Here is a 16,631-nt window from a genome sequence, read left to right as displayed (position 1 = left end):
GGTCCACCAGCGTATTCACCAGATAACACTGCGAGAACTCCATGTCGAACAATTCCCCCTTCCAGGCCGCCGCCATCGTGCGTTCCCGCGTGCCGGCCGGCTTTGCACCGCGCGCCGCGCTGATCCTCGGCTCCGGCCTCGGCGTGCTGGCCGACCAGATGACGGATGTCGTCACGATCGGTTTCGATGAGCTGCCAGGCTTCCCGATCAGCACCGTGCATGGCCACGCGGGCCAGATGGTGCTTGGTAACCTGGCCGGCGTGCCGGTCGTGTGCCTGAAGGGGCGCGGCCACTTCTACGAGGGCTACGGCCTGGGCGTGATGACGAGTGCCGTGCGCACGCTGAAACTGCTGGGCTGCGAATTCGTGTTCGTCACCAACGCCGCCGGTTCGCTGCGCGCGGAAGTGGATGCCGGTTCGCTGGTGGCGCTGAACGACCATATCAACTTCCTGCCGGGTTCGCCGATGATCGGCCCGAACGACGAACGCTTCGGCCCGCGCTTCTTCAGCATGGCCAACGCGTACGACGCCGACCTGCGCAAGCAGCTGCAGGACACCGCCGCCGAACAGAACATCACGCTGCACGAAGGCGTATACATCGCCTACTCGGGCCCGAACTTCGAAACGCCGGCCGAGATCCGCGCGTTCACCCGCCTGGGCGCCGACGTCGTCGGCATGTCGGTGGTGCCGGAAGTGGTGCCGGCCCGCCACTGCGGCCTGAAGGTGGTCGGCGTGTCCGTCGTCACCAACCTGGCCGAAGGCCTGTCGCCGTTCCCGCTGTCCCATGAGCAGACGCTGAAGTACGCGGCCGTGGGCGCCGAAAGCCTGGTGAAACTGATCCAGGCGTTCTTTGCGAATCTCGCGAAAGCTTGATGAACAGAAGGGCGGCTTCGGCCGCCCTTGAACTTTATAGACCGGATACATCATGTTACGCGCATTCATCCTCCTGCTCGACTCCTTCGGCCTCGGCGCCACGCCGGACGCTGACAAGTACGGCGACGCCGCCACCAACACGTTCGGCCACATCGCCAAATGGGCGGCCGAACAGGGCAAGCCCATGTCCCTTCCCGCGCTCGAACAGCTGGGCCTCGCGGCCGCCGCGCATACCGCCTGCGGTACCTGGGCGCCCGGCTTCGACCGCCGCGAAGGCTTCACCGCCGCTTACGGCGCCGCGCGCGAGCAGTCGACCGGCAAGGATACGCAGAGCGGCCACTGGGAAATCGCCGGCGTGCCGGTACTGTTCGACTGGGGCTACTTCCCGAAGACGGTGCCGTCGTTCCCGAAAGAGCTGACCGACCGCCTGCAGGAGCTGACCGGCGTGCCGGGCTTCCTGGGCAACTGCCACGCGTCCGGCACCACGATCATCACCGACCTGGGCGACGAACACGTGGCCACCGGCAAGCCGATCCTGTACACGTCGGCCGACTCGGTGCTGCAGATCGCCGCGCACGAGGAACACTTCGGGCTGGAGCGCATGTACGACATGTGCGAGAAAGCCTACGAGCTGGTGAAGCCGTATAACATCGGCCGCGTGATCGCGCGCCCGTTCCTGGGCAGCGACGGCAACTACAAGCGCACCGCCAACCGCCACGACTACGCTGTGCCGCCCACCGGCCCGACGCTGCTGGACCACGTGAAGGATGCCGGCGGCGAAGTCATCGCGCTCGGCAAGATCAGCGACATCTACGCGGGGCAGGGCGTCTCGCGCGTGGTGAAAGGCCCGGACAACATGGCGCTGTTCGACCGCCTGCTCGAAGTGGAAGCGCAGGCCGGCGACAAGTCGCTGACGTTCGTGAACTTCGTCGACTTCGACATGCATTTCGGCCACCGCCGCGATGTGCAGGGCTACTCGCAGGCGCTGCACGAACTGGACGCGCGCCTGCCGGAATTCATCGGCCGGCTGAAGGAGGGCGACCTGGTCGTCATCACCGCCGACCATGGCTGCGATCCCACGTCGCCCGGTTCCGACCATACGCGCGAGCACATCCCGATGATCTTCTTCGGCCCCGGCGTGGCCGGCCGCGAGCTGGGCATCTCCGAGACGTTCTCCGACATCGGCCAGACCATCGCGCACCACCTCGGCGTGAAACCCCTTTCCAACGGAACCAATCTGTTATGACCCAAGACTTCAAGCGCAACGAGGCCACCGGCCTCGACCTGGGCTGGCTGAACCACATCCACGTCAACAAGGCGGCCGCCGAGCGCCGCGCGGCATCGCTGGCGAACCGCCGCACCGTGAAAAAGGAATACCAGGCCGCGTGGCTGGTCAAGGCGATCGAGCTGATCGACTTGACGACGCTGTCCGGCGACGATACGCCGGGCCGCGTGGAACGCCTGTGCATGAAGGCGCTGCGTCCGCTGCGCACCGACCTGGTCGAAGCACTGGGCCTGCAGGAGCGCAACCTGAAGACGGGCGCCGTCTGCGTGTACCACGAGATGATCCGCCACGCGGACAAGGTGCTGCAGGGCCGCTTGCCGATCGCCGCCGTGTCGACCGGCTTCCCGGCCGGCCTGACGAGCATGGAAACCAAGGTGCGCGAGATCGAGCTGTCGGTGGCCGACGGCGCGCAGGAAATCGACATCGTCATCACCCGCCAGCATGTGCTGACCGGGAACTGGCAGGCGCTGTATGACGAAATGGTGGCTTACCGCCAGGCCTGCGGCGAAGCGCACGTGAAGGCGATCCTGGCCACCGGCGACCTGGTCACGCTGGAAAACGTGGCCAAGGCTTCGTGGGTGTGCATGATGGCCGGAGCGGACTTCATCAAGACGTCCACCGGCAAGGAAGGCGTCAACGCCACGATCCCGGTCTCGCTGGTGATGGTGCGGGCGATCCGCGAATACTACGAGCGCACCGGCTTCAAGGTGGGCTACAAGCCCGCCGGCGGCGTGTCGACCGCCAAGGCGGCGCTGCAATACATGACGGTGATGAAGGAGGAACTGGGCAACGAGTGGCTGGAGCCGCACCTGTTCCGCATCGGCGCATCGAGCCTGCTGACCGACATCGAGCGCCAGCTGGAACACCACGTCACGGGTAATTACTCCGCGGCCCACCGCCACGCGCAACCTTGAGCTTTAAGACTATCGCCATGCCAACTATCAACGAGATCCTCAACACCATGGAATACGGCCCCGCACCCGAGAGCCAGAAAGAAGCGCAAGCGTGGCTGGAGCAGCATGGCCGCAAGTTCGGGCTGTTCATCGACAATCAATGGTCCGACGCCGGCGAGCTGTTCGCCTCCACCAATCCGGCCGACGGCAAGCCGCTGGCCGAGCTGACGCAGGGCACGGCCGGCGACGTGGACCGTGCCGTGGCCGCCGCGCGCCGCGCGCAGCCGGCGTGGGCTGCCCTGGGTGGCCATGGCCGCGCGAAGATCCTGTATGCGATCGCGCGCCTGATGCAGAAGCATGCGCGCCTGTTCGCCGTGCTGGAAACGCTGGACAACGGCAAGACCATCCGCGAAACGCGCGATGCCGACCTGCCACTGGTGGCCCGCCACTTCTACCACCATGCCGGCTGGGCGCAGTTGCTGGACGAGGAATTCCCGAACCACCGCCCGGTGGGCGTGGTCGGCCAGATCGTACCGTGGAACTTCCCGCTGCTGATGCTGGCGTGGAAGATCGCCCCGGCGCTGGCGGCCGGCAACACGGTCGTGTTCAAGCCGGCCGAGTTCACGCCGCTGACCGCCTTGCTGTTCGCCGAGATCTGCGTGCAGGCCGGCGTGCCGGCCGGTGTCGTCAACATCGTCACCGGCGACGGCCGTACCGGCGAAGCCATCGTGAAGCACGAAGGCATCGACAAGCTGGCCTTCACCGGTTCGACCGAAGTGGGGCGCCTGATCCGCGAAGCCACCGCCGGCAGCGGCAAGAAGCTGTCGCTGGAACTGGGCGGCAAGTCGCCGTACATCGTGTTCGACGATGCCGACCTGGATGCGGCCGTCGAAGGCCTGGTCGATTCGATCTGGTTCAACCAGGGGCAGGTCTGCTGTGCCGGTTCGCGGCTGCTGGTGCAGGAATCGGTGGAAGAGCGCTTCCTGAAGAAGCTGAAGGCGCGCATGGACAACCTGCGCCTCGGTTCGCCGCTGGACAAATCGATGGACATCGGCGCGCTGGTCGATCCGGTGCAGCGCCAGCGCATCCATGGCCTGGTGGAAGCGGCGCGCGGCGAAGGCTGCGAGATCTACCAGCCGGCCGCGTGCGAAATCCCGGCCGACGGCTCGTGGTTCCCGCCCACGCTGATCATGGGCGCATCGACGTCGGCCGCCGTGGCCCAGGCCGAGATCTTCGGCCCGGTGCTGGTGGCGATGAGCTTCCGCACCCCGGCCGAAGCCGTGCAGCTGGCGAACAACACCGTGTATGGCCTGGCCGCGTGCGTGTGGTCCGAGAACATCAGCCTGGCGCTGGACGTCGCGCCGGCCATCAAGGCGGGCGTGGTGTGGATCAATACCGCGAACCAGTTCGATGCCGCGTGCGGCTTCGGCGGCTACAAGGAATCCGGCTATGGCCGCGAGGGCGGCCGCGAAGGCCTGTACGAATACCTGGTGCCGGTGAGCGAGGATGCGCGTCCGGCCCTGCCTGCGTTGCCGAAATCGTCCGCTTCGGCAAGGGCCGCCGCGCCGTCGAGCGATCCGTTCGCCATCGACCGCACGGCCAAGCTGTACATCGGCGGCAAGCAGGCCCGCCCGGACGGCGCCTACAGCCGCGCGATCCACGGTGCCGACGGTGCCTTCCTCGGCGAGATCGGCGAGGGCAGCCGCAAGGACATCCGCAATGCCGTCGAAGCGGCGCACAAGGCCGCCGGCTGGACCAAGGCCACCGCGCATAACCGCGCCCAGGTGCTGTACTACATCGCCGAGAACCTGGCCGCCCGCGGCCGCGAATTCGCCGACCGCATCGCCGCGCAGACCGGTGGTGCCGATTCGGCCGAAAAAGAAGTGCAGGCATCGATCGAGCGCCTGTTCTACTGGGCCGCGTGGGCCGACAAGTACGACGGCGCCGCGCACCAGCCGCCGATGCACGGCATCACCGTGGCACTGAACGAAGCGATCGGCGTGATCGGCATCGTCTGCCCGAACGAGAACCCGCTGCTGGGCTTTATCTCGCTGGTGGCGCCGGCCATCGCCGTGGGCAACCGCGTGGTGGCCGTGCCTTCCGAGGCCTATCCGCTGTCGGCGACGGACCTGTACCAGGTGTTCGATACGTCGGACCTGCCTGGCGGCGTGGTGAACATCGTCACCGGCAGCGCCGACGAACTGGCGCGCACGCTGGCCACGCACGCCGATATCGATGCGGTCTGGCGCCACGACGGTTCGGCCGAGGGCTGCGCCGAAGTGGAGCGGCTGTCGGCCGGCTCGCTGAAGCGCACGTGGACCGGCGGCGCGAAAGGGCGCGACTGGTTCAGCACGCAGCAGGCCGCCGGACGGACCGTGCTGCAGCATGTGACGCAGGTGAAGAATATCTGGATTCCTTACGGCGTTTGATGTAACGGCCAGAAGTCGCAGATGGCGCTGGCGGCACTGGGGTCTGTCCCCGGTAGGTGTGAACTTCAGCGCTTGCCGCCAGCATTGTCAGGGGACTGACCCCGGTTTTCCCGGCCGAAGTCGGAACGCGGGCAAAAACCGGGGTCAGTCCCCTCGATACGTTACCTACTGAGTTTGAATTGCCACTTACCGGGGACAGACCCCTGTTGCGCATCAGCTAGAAAGAACACAACCATGTACCTCCCCCAGGAAATCATCCGCAAGAAGCGCGACGGCGGCACCCTGACCGCCGAGGAAATCCGCTTCTTCGTCGGCGGCATCACGACCGGTGAAACCACCGAAGGCCAGATCGCCGCGCTGGCGATGGCGGTCTACTTCAATGACATGACGATGGACGAGCGCGTGGCCTTCACGCTGGCCATGCGCGATTCCGGCGACGTGCTGGAGTGGAAATCGCTGGACCTGCCCGGGCCGGTGATGGACAAGCACTCGACCGGCGGCGTGGGCGACCTGGTGTCGCTGCTGCTCGGCCCGATGATCGCCGCGTGCGGCGGCTTCGTGCCGATGATCTCGGGCCGCGGCCTGGGCCACACCGGCGGCACGCTGGACAAGTTCGACTCGATCCCCGGCTATACCACGGTGCCGGACAATGAACTGTTCCGCAAGGTGGTCAAGGAAGTCGGCGTGGCCATCATCGGCCAGACGGCTTCGCTGGCACCGGCCGACAAGCGTTTCTACGGCATCCGCGACGTGACCGGCACGGTGGAATCGGTGGCGATGATCACCGGCTCGATCCTGTCGAAGAAGCTGGCCGCCGGGCTGGACGTGCTGGCGATGGACGTCAAGGCCGGCAGCGGCGCGTTCATGCCCACGTATGAAAAATCGGTGGAGCTGGCCGAGTCGATCGTCAATGTCGGCAATGGCGCCGGCACGCTGACGTCGGCACTGCTGACGGACATGAACGAATCGCTGGCGCCGGCTGCCGGCAACGCGGTCGAAGTGCGCTGCGCGATCGACTACCTGACCGGCAAGTCGCGCCCCGCGCGCCTGCACGAAGTCACGCTGGCGCTGTGCGCCGAGATGCTCGTGCTGGGCAAGCTGGCCGCCAATGAAGCCGAAGCGCGCGCGAAACTGCAGGCATCGCTCGATTCCGGCGAAGCCGCCGACCGCTTCGCCCGCATGGTCGCCGCACTGGGCGGCCCGGCCGACCTGATGCAGGACCCGGACAAGTACCTCGACAAGGCGCCCATCATCGTGCCGGTCCCGGCCCTGCGCTCCGGCTATGCCGCGGCCACGAACTGCCGCGCCATCGGCCTGGCCGTCGTCGCGCTCGGCGGCGGCCGTACCCGCCCGCAGGACACGATCGACTTCGCCGTCGGCCTGACCGAACTGGCCGAACTGGGCCAGCGCATCGAAGCCGGCCAGCCGCTGGCCTACGTCCACGCTCGCACCGAAGCAGCCGCCCAGCGCGCCATCGCCGACGTGCAAGCCGCCTACACGATCGCCGACACGGCCCCGGCCGCCAACCCGATCGTCTACCGCACCATCCGCCCGTAAAAGTTTCCTGAAAAATGGGGACGTACCCCATTTTTCAGGAAACATTGCTCGAGAACGGGGTCAGACCCCGGTTTCAGGAAACATTGCTCGAGAATGGGGTCAGACCCCGGTTTTAGGAAACATTGCTGATGAATACTGAACAACTGATCGAGGAAGCCAAGGCGGCGCGCCTGAAGGCTTATACGCCGTACTCCAACTTCAAGGTGGGGGCGGCGTTGCTGGCCAGGGATGGCAGGGTGTTCCATGGCTGTAATGTGGAGAATGCGGCGTACGGCCTGTGCAACTGCGCCGAGCGCACGGCGTTCTTCAGTGCTTTCGCGCAGGGCTGCGGGCCGGGCGACTTCGACAAGCTGGTGGTGGTCGGCGAGACCGATGGACCGATCGCGCCGTGCGGCGCCTGCCGCCAGGTAATCCTGGAGCTGGGCGGCAATGAGCTGCCGGTCATCCTGACGAACCTGAAGGGCGACGTGTTCGAGACCACCGCCGCGGCCCAGTTGCCGAACGCGTTCGGCGGCCAGGACCTGAAGCGCAAGCCGGCGCCGTGAAGAAAACGATCGACGTCCAGGCCGCCGTCACCATTGCCTCGCTCGAGGCGATCGCCGCGAAGACGCAGGGCACGTTCGGTGTCGGTGGCGTGATGCTCGATGGCTTCGGCAATGTGCTGCAGGCGGTCCACAACCAGGTGATCCGCGACGGCCTGATCTGGGATCCGACCGCGCACGGCGAGCGCCAGCTGGTCGACTGGTATCTCGCGGAAAAGGCCAAGGGCAGGAACTTGCCGCCGCCGCGCGAGATCACGATCGTGACGTCGCTCGACCCGTGCTGCATGTGCGCGGGGGCGATCCTGGCGGCCGGGTTCAATGTCGTGGTGGCCGCCAACGATGCCAATGCCGGCATCGATCACGATGGCACCGGCACGTTTGCCGCGCTGCCTGAAGCGCTGCGCCAGCAGGCAAGCGCCACCTTTTCCTACCCGGCCGTGCTGGGCTCGTCGTCGTATGCACGCAACGCGGCGGGTGCGGCGCCGCCGCCATTCTTCATCGGCAAGACGATCGCCGAGCCCACGCAGGCCCTTTGCTCGCTGGTGTTCGAGGCAACCACGGAAGCCGTGCTGGACCTGTTCAGCATCGACCCGCCGCGCGCCGGCCTGCTCGACCCCGCCACGCTGCCGGAAGAGCACGCCATCGTGCGCGCACTGAAACGGGCCTGCCCGGATGCGCTGACGTACCGCGCCACGCCACGCCGGCCCGATGCCGGACTGGCCCCCTACCTGCGACATGCGATGGAACGCGACCTGGCACAGGGCGGCAGCGGCAATGCCGTGGTGCTGCTGGATGCGTTCGGCAACCTGCTGCTGTGCTGCCATGGGCGCCGCTCGCAATCCGGCATCCGCACCGCGTTCATGGAATGCACGCGCGCCTACGCGCAGTTGCGCTACAAGTTGATGGCGGGCGCCGATGCGGAGCGCCAGGCGGAAGTGCGCCGCTATCTCGGCCACCCGAAGGACGGCACGTTCGTGCTGGCCGTGGGGCCGGACGACAGCCCGCTCAGCTTCATGGAGCTGGGCGCCTATGGTTCGACGATGGAAGGTGCGCTGCCGCCGGATAATCCGACCCAGTTCCAGTACGTGCGGCCGGGCATGGCGCCGGCCGAGCTCGACGTGCTGTGCAAAGCATTGCCGCCGCTGTACCGTGACCTGATCGGCATCAAGCCGGTACAGGTCGCCGATGGTGCCCTGATCGGCGCACTGAGCGACTAACTGAGCGACGCATTGGCCTGAAAGCGGGCCGGTCAGCGCGGCCGTTCGGCCTCGGCCCACGGATCGTAGGTGCCGATGCTCCACACATGCCCTTCCGGGTCGCGGCACGTGAAGCCGCGGCCGCCGTAGTCTTCGTCCTGCAGCGGCAGCACGACTTCGCCGCCGGCATCCATCACGCGCTCGTGCACCCGATCGGCATCGTTGACGGCGAGGTAGGCGCCCTGGGTGACGAACCCGCCCGTTTCCGAAGGCTGCTTCAGCAGGCGCCCATAGTCGGTATCGAAAACCGAGCCCAGCATGATCATGCCGTTGCCGTAGGAAAGCTGGGCATGGGCCACCGTGCCATCCTCGTTGCGCACCACGAGGGTGGCTTCGAAGCCCAGCGTGCTGCACAGCCATTCGATGGCGGCGGGGGCGTCGCGGTAGCGCAGGCAAGGCATGATGGTTGCGCGCGTTTGCCTCGGTATGGTCATCGTGGGTGCCGTCGTCCTGGGTTCAGCCCCATCTCCCATATCCCATGTCGTCGTCATTGCGCTTCTCCCTGTTCTGTTGCGGGTTCCTGGTAGGCGAAATCCCAATATAGACCAGCGCACAAGCAGGGGCAAGCAAAGTCAGGTACTGCCGGCCGGCATGGGCGCAACGCATGAGCGCAACACATGAGCGCAACACATGAGCGGCCGCACAACGGCTTACATTTGCTGGAATAAATGGGTGTTGCCGCGACTGACTTCGAGCTGCTCGGGGAAGTTTTTCACGCGCAGCATCTGCCGCCCGCGCAGGTCGCGCGTCACTTCCGCGATCGCATCGACGCGCACCAGCGTGGAGCGGTGGATGCGCCAGAACTCGTCCGGATCCAGTTCGTCCGCCAGTTCCTTCAGGGTCTTGCGGATCAAAACCTCGCCCTGCGACGTCTGCACGCGGGTGTACTTTTCGTCGGCCTGGAAGAACAGGATCTCGCGTGTGCTGATCATCCGCAAGCTGCTGCCGACCTGGGCCTGGATCCAGTGCAGGTAGTCGCGCTTGCCGCCGCGGCCCGATTCAGCGGCGCCGGCTCGCCCGTCCAGCAGCCGCGACAGCTGCGCCGCGATATCGTTCGGCTGCTGCCCGATGCGTTCCTTGAGCCGCGCGCACGTGGTCCTCAGCCGTTCGCCGCCGACCGGTTTCAGCAGGTAGTCGAGCGCGCCCTGTTCGAACGCCTCGATCGCATACTGGTCGTAGGCGGTGACGAACACGATGTGGCAGCGGTTGAACAGCATGCGCGCCGCCTCGATGCCGGAAAGGCCGGGCATGCGGATATCGAGGAACACCACGTCCGGCTGGTGCTGGCCGGCCAGCGCGATCGCTTCGACGCCGTTCGACGCCTCGGCCACGATCGCCAGCTCCGGCCAGCATTCGCGCAGCCGCGTGCGCAGCATGTCGCGCATCGGTTCTTCGTCGTCCGCGATCAGGGCGGTGGGGCTGCTCATGGGGACGTTCCCATCGGCTTTTGCGCGAAGATGTCCGGCGCGAACGGCACCCGGATGGCGGCCCGGCAGCCGCCTTCGGGCGGCGTTTCGATCTGCAGTTCGGCACGCGTGCCGTACATCAGCTTGAGCCGCTCGCGCACATTGGCCAGGCCGATGCCGTCGCCGGCGTAGCACGAGAAGCCCACGCCGTCGTCCTGCACGTCCACCTGCAGCATCGCGCCGGTGGCGGAGGCGCGGATATCGATCCGGCCGCCTTCGATCTTCGGTTCCAGCCCGTGCTTGATGGCGTTCTCGATCAGGATCTGCAGCATCATCGGCGGGAACGTGGCACTTTCCAGTTCGGGCGGCACGTCGATCGACACGGCCAGCCGCGCCTTCATGCGTGCCTGCATGATCGCCAGGTAGGAGCGCGACAGCCCGATCTGCCGGCCCAGCGTGCCGTTGCCGCGCGCGCGCATCTGCGGCAACGTCGAGCGCAGGTAATCGATCAGGTGCTGGTGGATGCGCGCCGCCTGCGGCGGATCGGTCTCGATCAGCTGGCCGATCAGCGCCAGCGTGTTGAACAGGAAATGCGGCTCCACCTGGGCCTGCAGCGCGGCCATCCGCGCTTCCACCAGCCGGCGTTCCAGCTCTTCGGTGCCGGCCTGCTCGGAAGCACGGCGCGCCTCGATCTCGGCCTTGCGCTTGCCGCCCGCCAGCACCTTCAGGCCCAGCGAGATGAAGATGAATGCCACCACCTGCTCCGGGTGGATCACCGGGGTGCAGGCCAGCAGCGTTGCCAGCACCCAGGTCACCACGAGCTGGCGCATCGGCACCTGGGCCAGCCAGTCGAAGAATTGCCACCACAGCGAGCTGGCGGTGTCGCCCAGCTCGCGCACGAATCCCAGGGCGCCGCGGGCGCCGGTCGTTGCTGTCTTCATTGCCAACCCGTCTGCCTTCGAAATCGCGTGAACTTACTGGCCGCTGGGCTGGGCATGTTCGCGGTGGCGCGGCCCGTTCCGCTTACCGCCCAGTGCGCCCGCCACCAGCTTCACGAGCAGGAACAGCACGAACAGCGTCAGCGCCAGCGGCAGCACCGTAACCAGCAGGGCCAGCATCACGCAGACGGCCAGCAGGGTCGGCCAGGGCATGCGCTCCAGGCGGCGCATCGCGTGCCGTACGATCCGCACGGTTGCGTCATAGGCGTCGCGCAGGGTTTCGGTGCAGGTTTTGTTGATGGTCTTCATGAGCAGGTTCTCCTTCAATCGATGACCGCACTGTAGCGCGCCCGCCGGCAGGGTGGAACGGCCAGCCGATAAACGGCGATTCCGGAGGGATGAATTGCGGCGATGGCGGACGGATGGGAGCCGGCACTACGAAAAACGCAACAAAAATTACCAACAATCAGCATTTTCCTTGACTCGACGCAAGCCGAAAGGTGCCCCATGGTATCCTATAGGAAATTTATATTTCATATAACAAACATCTCAGGGAATCCATGCTACGACTGACCATTGCCGCCATACTGTCCGCCGCGTTTGCCATCGCCCATGCCGCCCCGGCGCCGCTGACGGCCACCCAGGTACTGAACCAGATGAATGCCGTGTCGCTCACGGACATCACGGCCCGTCCGGGCGGCCACGTCCATGGGCGCACCTGGGCCGCCGGCACCGTCACCGATGGCCAGTACGGCAACCAGCTCGGCGCGGCGCCGAAATCCGACTACGCCGGCCTCACCGCCGGCTCGGTCGTCGGCAGCAAGAACCAATGGGGCCAGGGTAACCTGATGGTGAACCAGGGCGGGGCCGTCATCAACGGTTCGGCCAGCAACCTGCTGGTGAACGATGGCAGCAGCGTCATCAACGGCAACGTTTCCGGCACGACGTTCAACGGCGCCGCGTATGTCGCGGGCAATGTTGTGGATTCCAGGCTCGACCGTGGCGGCCTGGTGACCGGCACGGTGACGAATTCGCCCATCAACGGTGGCACGCTCGCCGGCATGACGGCCGGGATGGCCACCGCCAACGCCGCCGCCACGTCCACCAATTTCGGCGGCGTACTGAACAACCTGTCGAATTCGCTGTCGCGACTGGATTCGACCGGCAGCACGGTCAAGTTCGACGGCTCGAAAGCCACCTTCTCGGCCGTTGCCGATGCCACCGGCGTGGCCGTGTTCGACCTGACCGGCATCGACGACACCCTGTTCGCGGCAAACGAGTTCGACTTCAAGCTGAACGGTGCCACCACCGTCATCATGAATACGGATATCAAGAGCGCCTCGATCCACGCCAATTTCCTTGGCGGCAGCGCCCGAAACGTCGGCAGCCAGGTGATCTGGAACTTCTACGATGCGACCAGCCTGACGATCAGTTCGCAGTTCGGCGGCACCGTACTGGCCACCGATGCACTGGTCACGAATACCGCCGATATCGAAGGCGGCCTGTTCGCCAACGCGCTGGACCTGCGCGCCCAGGTGCACGTGCAGCCGTTCACCGGCAACGTCGATTCCCTGTCGCCGGTACCGGAACCGACCATGGTCGCGATGATCATGGCCGGCCTGGCGGTGTTCGGCGTGGGCCGTGCGCGCCGCCGCGAGTGCTTTACGCGCTGAGCGCCATCATCCCGGCGGCCCGGCATCGCACCCTTCAGCCGCCGGGCCGGGTCGCCGCCAGCACCAGCCTGACGATGGTGTCCCCGGCGTCCCGGTAATCCTTGTCCAGCAACTGGCGCCGGTCCAGCACCAGCGCCATCTGCGCGGCGAAGTCCGCATAGGACTGCGTCATCGCCCAGATCGCGAACAGCAGGTGCGTGGCGTTCACGGCGGCGATGCGGCCGGCGGCGATCCAACTCTCGAACACCTCGATGTCGCGCTTGAGCACCGGGACCACGCGCTCCCTGATCTGCTCTCCATACAGCCTGGCACCGCCGATCACTTCCATCGCATACACGCGCGACGCGTAAGGCTGCTCCTGCGAGAAGCGCAGCTTGGCCTGCACATAGGCGCGCAGCAGGTCGGCCGGGTCGCCGGCGCCATCGGCCGCGCCCTGCGCCAGGCTCGACATGCGTTCCAGCCATTCGTCCAGCACATCGTCCAGCACGCGGCGGTACAGCTCCTGCTTGGTCGGGAAGTAGTACATCAGGTTCTGCTTCGACAGTCCTGCGCCTTCCGCGATGGCCGCCACCGACGTTCCTTCGTAGCCGCATTCGGCAAATATGCGCACCGCGACCGCGGCGATGTCCGCCTCCAGCCGGTCGCGGTTCTGCATGCGGCGCGAGGTGGCGGTGGCGGATGCTTCGTTCTTGCCGTTCTTGCCGTTCTTGCCGTTCTTGCCATTCATGGCGTTCTCCGTGACAGTGGTTCGAAGGCGGCTTGCAGGAAGGCGCGCAGCACGGGGTCGTGCGCATACGCCACGTTGAAGCGGAACCAGACCGTCGTGCTGGGCCGCAGCAGGAAGAATTCGTCCGGCGACAGCAGGATACCGGCCCGCAGGGCGGCATCGGCGATGGTGCGGGCGTTGCAATCAGGCGCCGGCGGCACGTTCCAGCCGGCGGCAACGAACATGCCGCCGCGTGGCCGGGCCAGCGGCGCCATGCCCACGTCGGCCAGCGCTTCGATGGTGCGCTCGCGGCCGGCGTCCAGCTGGGCGACCAGCCGGTCCACCATCCGGCGATAGGCGCGTCCCGTGACCGCGTGGTACACGGCGCGTTCGTTGACCTCCGAAGTCGTCAGGCCGGTCAGCATCTTCACCCGCACCAGTTCCGGCATCAGCGAGCCGGAGGCGCAGATCGAACCGACCCGCAGCACCGGCGACAGCGTCTTCGAGAAGCTGCCGACGCGGATCACGCGCCGCAGGCCGTCCATTGCCGCCAGCGACGCTTCGCCCCTGCCGGCAAGGTCGCGGTAGATGTCGTCTTCCACCAGCCAGAAGTCGAACTGCTCGGCCATCGCCAGCAGCCGGTGCGCCTGCGCCTGCGACAGCGAGGTGCCGAGCGGATTTTGCAGCACCGTGTTGACGAACATGAGCTTGGGCTGTGCCTGGCGCGCCTGCGCGGCCAGCGCATCCAGGTCCAGGCCATGCTCGCCGCGCGGGATGCCGACCGCATTGCAGCCATGGTGGCGGATCAGCGACAGCAGGTTGCTGTAGCCGGGATCCTCGACGAACACGGTATCGCCGGGCCGCGTCAGCGTGCGCAGTATCAGGTCGAACGCGTGGGTGGCACCGTGCGTCAGCAGCACCTGGTCCGCCTCGGCGGGAAACAGTTCGTCCGTCAGCACGGCCGCAATGTGCTGGCGCAGCGCCGGGAAGCCCAGCGGGTGGCCGTAGCCGCGCAGGCGGTTGGCGGGAATGCGCATCGCATGGCGCACCGCATCGAGGATGGTGTCCTCGCCATACCATTCGGGCGGCAGCCAGCCGGCGCCCACCGGCAGCGCATCGGACACGCCGGAGTACAGGTCGGAGGTCAGCGCGTCGACCGTGGCCGGCCCGGCCACGGCCACCGGCGGCAGGTGCGGCGCAATGTCGTGCCGCGCCACGTAATAGCCGGAACCACGCCGCGACGTCAGCAGGCCCAGGTTGACCAGCCGGTCGTACGCCTCGACGACTGTGAAGGTACTCACGCCATTACACTTCGCGAATTGCCGTACGGACGGCATCTTCGCGCCGATGCGCAGCTCCTTGCCCGAAATCATGCCCGTCAGCACGGCAACGATCTTGTCGACCAGGCTGCCCTTGCTGGCCCGCTCGATGGCGATCGCGGGCCATGCCATCGGCGCCGATATTTCCGGCGCGGTCATTCGTCTGCTTGCCATCGTTTGAACTGTAGTGTTTTTCAGACCAGTACGGTTGGAACGCCTTGCCGATTGTGTATATGTGACATAGTCAACGGCGTGTCTATTATTGCATCATCATTTTGCCAACTGGTAAATAATTTTAGGGCCAACCGGCCCGATGGGAGATCGCATGAACCGACCAGAAAACTTGTCCGCACAGCAGCCGGCATCCTCGTCCACGCCTTACCCCGATTCGATGGGCGCCTTCTGGATGCCTTTCACGAATAACCGCGACTTCAAGGCCAGCCCCCGGCTGCTGGTCTCCGCCGCCGGCGTGCACTACAGGGATATCGACGGCAACCAGGTGCTCGACGGCACCGCCGGCCTGTGGTGCGTGCCGTGCGGCCATGCGCAGCCGAGGATCGTGGCGGCGGTGCGCGAGATGGTGGGCACGCTGGACTTCGCGCCCACCTTCCAGATGGGCCACCCGACCGCGTTCGAACTGGCCGAAAAGCTGATGGCCTACACGAACCACAAATTCGGCCACGTGTTCTATACCAACTCGGGATCGGAAGCGGTGGACACGGCCCTCAAGATGGCGCTGGCGTACCACAAGGCGCGCGGCGAACCGGCACGTACCCGGCTGATCGGCCGCGAGCGCGGCTATCACGGCGTGGGCTTCGGCGGCATCTCGGTCGGCGGCATCGCCGGCAACCGCAAGCAGTACGGCACCCTGCTGCCGGGCGTCGACCACCTGCCGCACACGCACAACCTGGAAAAGAACGCCTTTACGCGCGGCGAGCCCGAATACGGCGCGCACCTGGCGGACGAACTGGAACGCATCGTCGCGCTGCACGACGCCTCGACCATCGCCGCCGTGATCGTCGAGCCGGTGGCCGGGTCCACCGGGGTGCTGATCCCGCCGAAGGGGTACCTGAAGCGCTTGCGCGAGCTGTGCACGAAGCACGGCATCCTGCTGATCTTCGATGAAGTGATCACCGGCTTCGGCCGCATGACGACGCCGTTCGCGGCCGACTATTTCGACGTCGAGCCGGACATGATGACCACCGCGAAAGGCCTCACCAACGGCACCGTGCCGATGGGCGCCGTGTTCACCAAGGGCTTCGTGCACGACGCGTTCATGGATGCGCCGGCCGGCATCGAACTGTTCCACGGCTACACGTACTCCGGCCACCCGCTGGCCTGCGCCGCGTCGCTCGCCACGCTCGAGGTGTTCGAGGAACAGAAGATCCTCGACCATGCGGCCGGGCTGCAGGAGTACTGGGCCGATGCCGTGTACTCGCTGAAGGGCCTGCCGAACGTGATCGACCTGCGCTGCATCGGCCTGATCGCCGGCATCGAGCTTGCCCCGATTCCGGGCAAGCCGGGCATGCGCGCCTACACCGCCTTCAAGAAGGCCTTCGCCGACGGCGTGCTCATTCGCGTCACCGGCGACATCATCGCGCTGTCGCCGCCGCTGGTGTTCGAGAAGGCGCACATCGACGAGTTGTTCGGCAAGCTGGCGAAGATCCTGAAGGATCTGGACTGAACCTCTGATCCGGCAGCCTGCAAGCGGACCGTCGCCACAAGCGATAAGAGTTGGCTGCCGAACACCGGTGG

At 66.4% G+C, this 16,631-nt stretch carries 15 protein-coding genes; 9 read left to right on the top strand and 6 right to left on the bottom strand.

Annotated features, from left to right (window positions below):
• Positions 1–41: 41 nt before the first annotated feature.
• From xapA to FHS02_RS22215, 7 genes are all read left to right on the top strand, one after another.
• Entirely contained in the window at positions 42–872 is an 831-nt protein-coding gene (xapA, locus tag FHS02_RS22245; RefSeq protein WP_137316272.1) for a xanthosine phosphorylase, read from the top strand.
• 52 nt (positions 873–924) lie between these two features.
• Positions 925–2,118, top strand: coding sequence for a phosphopentomutase (locus FHS02_RS22240; RefSeq protein ID WP_137316273.1), 1,194 nt, complete (start codon positions 925–927; stop codon positions 2,116–2,118).
• Positions 2,115–3,071 carry a deoxyribose-phosphate aldolase gene (gene deoC, locus FHS02_RS22235; protein ID WP_137316274.1) on the top strand — a complete coding sequence of 319 codons (957 nt, stop codon included), beginning with the start codon at positions 2,115–2,117 and terminating at the stop codon, positions 3,069–3,071. The genes FHS02_RS22240 and deoC overlap by 4 nt, the downstream gene beginning before the upstream one ends.
• Before the next feature lie 17 nt (positions 3,072–3,088).
• Complete coding sequence (locus FHS02_RS22230) at positions 3,089–5,479, top strand: aldehyde dehydrogenase family protein (RefSeq protein WP_371861438.1); 2,391 nt, start codon at positions 3,089–3,091, stop codon at positions 5,477–5,479.
• Between the two features lie 234 nt (positions 5,480–5,713).
• Positions 5,714–7,036 carry a thymidine phosphorylase gene (gene deoA / locus FHS02_RS22225; RefSeq protein ID WP_137316275.1) on the top strand — a complete coding sequence of 441 codons (1,323 nt, stop codon included), beginning with the start codon at positions 5,714–5,716 and terminating at the stop codon, positions 7,034–7,036.
• A gap of 128 nt (positions 7,037–7,164) precedes the next feature.
• Entirely contained in the window at positions 7,165–7,581 is a 417-nt protein-coding gene (locus FHS02_RS22220; protein ID WP_137316276.1) for a cytidine deaminase, read from the top strand.
• The gene (locus tag FHS02_RS22215) at positions 7,578–8,795 is read left to right on the top strand and encodes a nucleoside deaminase (protein ID WP_137316277.1); all 1,218 of its coding nucleotides are present in this window, start codon (positions 7,578–7,580) and stop codon (positions 8,793–8,795) included. Before FHS02_RS22220 ends, FHS02_RS22215 begins: the two co-directional genes overlap by 4 nt.
• 32 nt (positions 8,796–8,827) lie before the next feature.
• On the opposite strand, the gene FHS02_RS22210 is transcribed toward FHS02_RS22215, so the two are convergent.
• The 4 genes from FHS02_RS22210 to FHS02_RS22195 form a co-directional block, all read right to left on the bottom strand.
• The gene (locus tag FHS02_RS22210) at positions 8,828–9,268 is read right to left on the bottom strand and encodes a VOC family protein (RefSeq protein ID WP_137316278.1); all 441 of its coding nucleotides are present in this window, start codon (positions 9,266–9,268) and stop codon (positions 8,828–8,830) included.
• Between the two features lie 216 nt (positions 9,269–9,484).
• Positions 9,485–10,261, bottom strand: a complete 777-nt coding sequence (locus FHS02_RS22205) for a LytR/AlgR family response regulator transcription factor (RefSeq protein WP_137316279.1) — start codon at positions 10,259–10,261, stop codon at positions 9,485–9,487.
• On the bottom strand, positions 10,258–11,181 hold the full coding sequence (locus FHS02_RS22200; protein WP_137316280.1) for a sensor histidine kinase: 924 nt from the start codon (positions 11,179–11,181) through the stop codon (positions 10,258–10,260). The genes FHS02_RS22205 and FHS02_RS22200 overlap by 4 nt, the downstream gene beginning before the upstream one ends.
• Before the next feature lie 33 nt (positions 11,182–11,214).
• Positions 11,215–11,487: a hypothetical protein gene (locus FHS02_RS22195; RefSeq protein ID WP_137316281.1), complete on the bottom strand. Its 273-nt coding sequence runs from the start codon at positions 11,485–11,487 to the stop codon at positions 11,215–11,217.
• A 251-nt stretch (positions 11,488–11,738) separates the two neighbouring features.
• Here FHS02_RS22195 and FHS02_RS22190 point away from each other — a divergent pair, with 251 nt between their 5' ends.
• A complete protein-coding gene (locus tag FHS02_RS22190; protein WP_137316282.1) occupies positions 11,739–12,851 on the top strand; it encodes a choice-of-anchor A family protein in 1,113 nt (370 codons plus the stop codon).
• Between the two features lie 34 nt (positions 12,852–12,885).
• Here FHS02_RS22190 and FHS02_RS22185 read toward each other — a convergent pair whose 3' ends face one another.
• Both FHS02_RS22185 and FHS02_RS22180 read right to left on the bottom strand, forming a co-directional pair.
• The gene (locus FHS02_RS22185) at positions 12,886–13,578 is read right to left on the bottom strand and encodes a TetR/AcrR family transcriptional regulator (RefSeq protein ID WP_137316283.1); all 693 of its coding nucleotides are present in this window, start codon (positions 13,576–13,578) and stop codon (positions 12,886–12,888) included.
• Complete coding sequence (locus tag FHS02_RS22180) at positions 13,575–15,035, bottom strand: aminotransferase-like domain-containing protein (protein ID WP_229422355.1); 1,461 nt, start codon at positions 15,033–15,035, stop codon at positions 13,575–13,577. Before FHS02_RS22180 ends, FHS02_RS22185 begins: the two co-directional genes overlap by 4 nt.
• A gap of 232 nt (positions 15,036–15,267) precedes the next feature.
• On the opposite strand from FHS02_RS22180, the gene aptA reads away from it, so the two are divergent.
• The gene (gene aptA, locus FHS02_RS22175; RefSeq protein WP_137317682.1) at positions 15,268–16,560 is read left to right on the top strand and encodes an omega-aminotransferase AptA; all 1,293 of its coding nucleotides are present in this window, start codon (positions 15,268–15,270) and stop codon (positions 16,558–16,560) included.
• Positions 16,561–16,631 lie beyond the last annotated feature (71 nt).

The organism is Pseudoduganella umbonata (assembly GCF_014192225.1).
GTDB classification, from domain to species: Bacteria; Pseudomonadota; Gammaproteobacteria; order Burkholderiales; family Burkholderiaceae_D; genus Rugamonas; species Rugamonas umbonata.
This window is presented reverse-complemented; position numbering and strand designations above follow the sequence as displayed.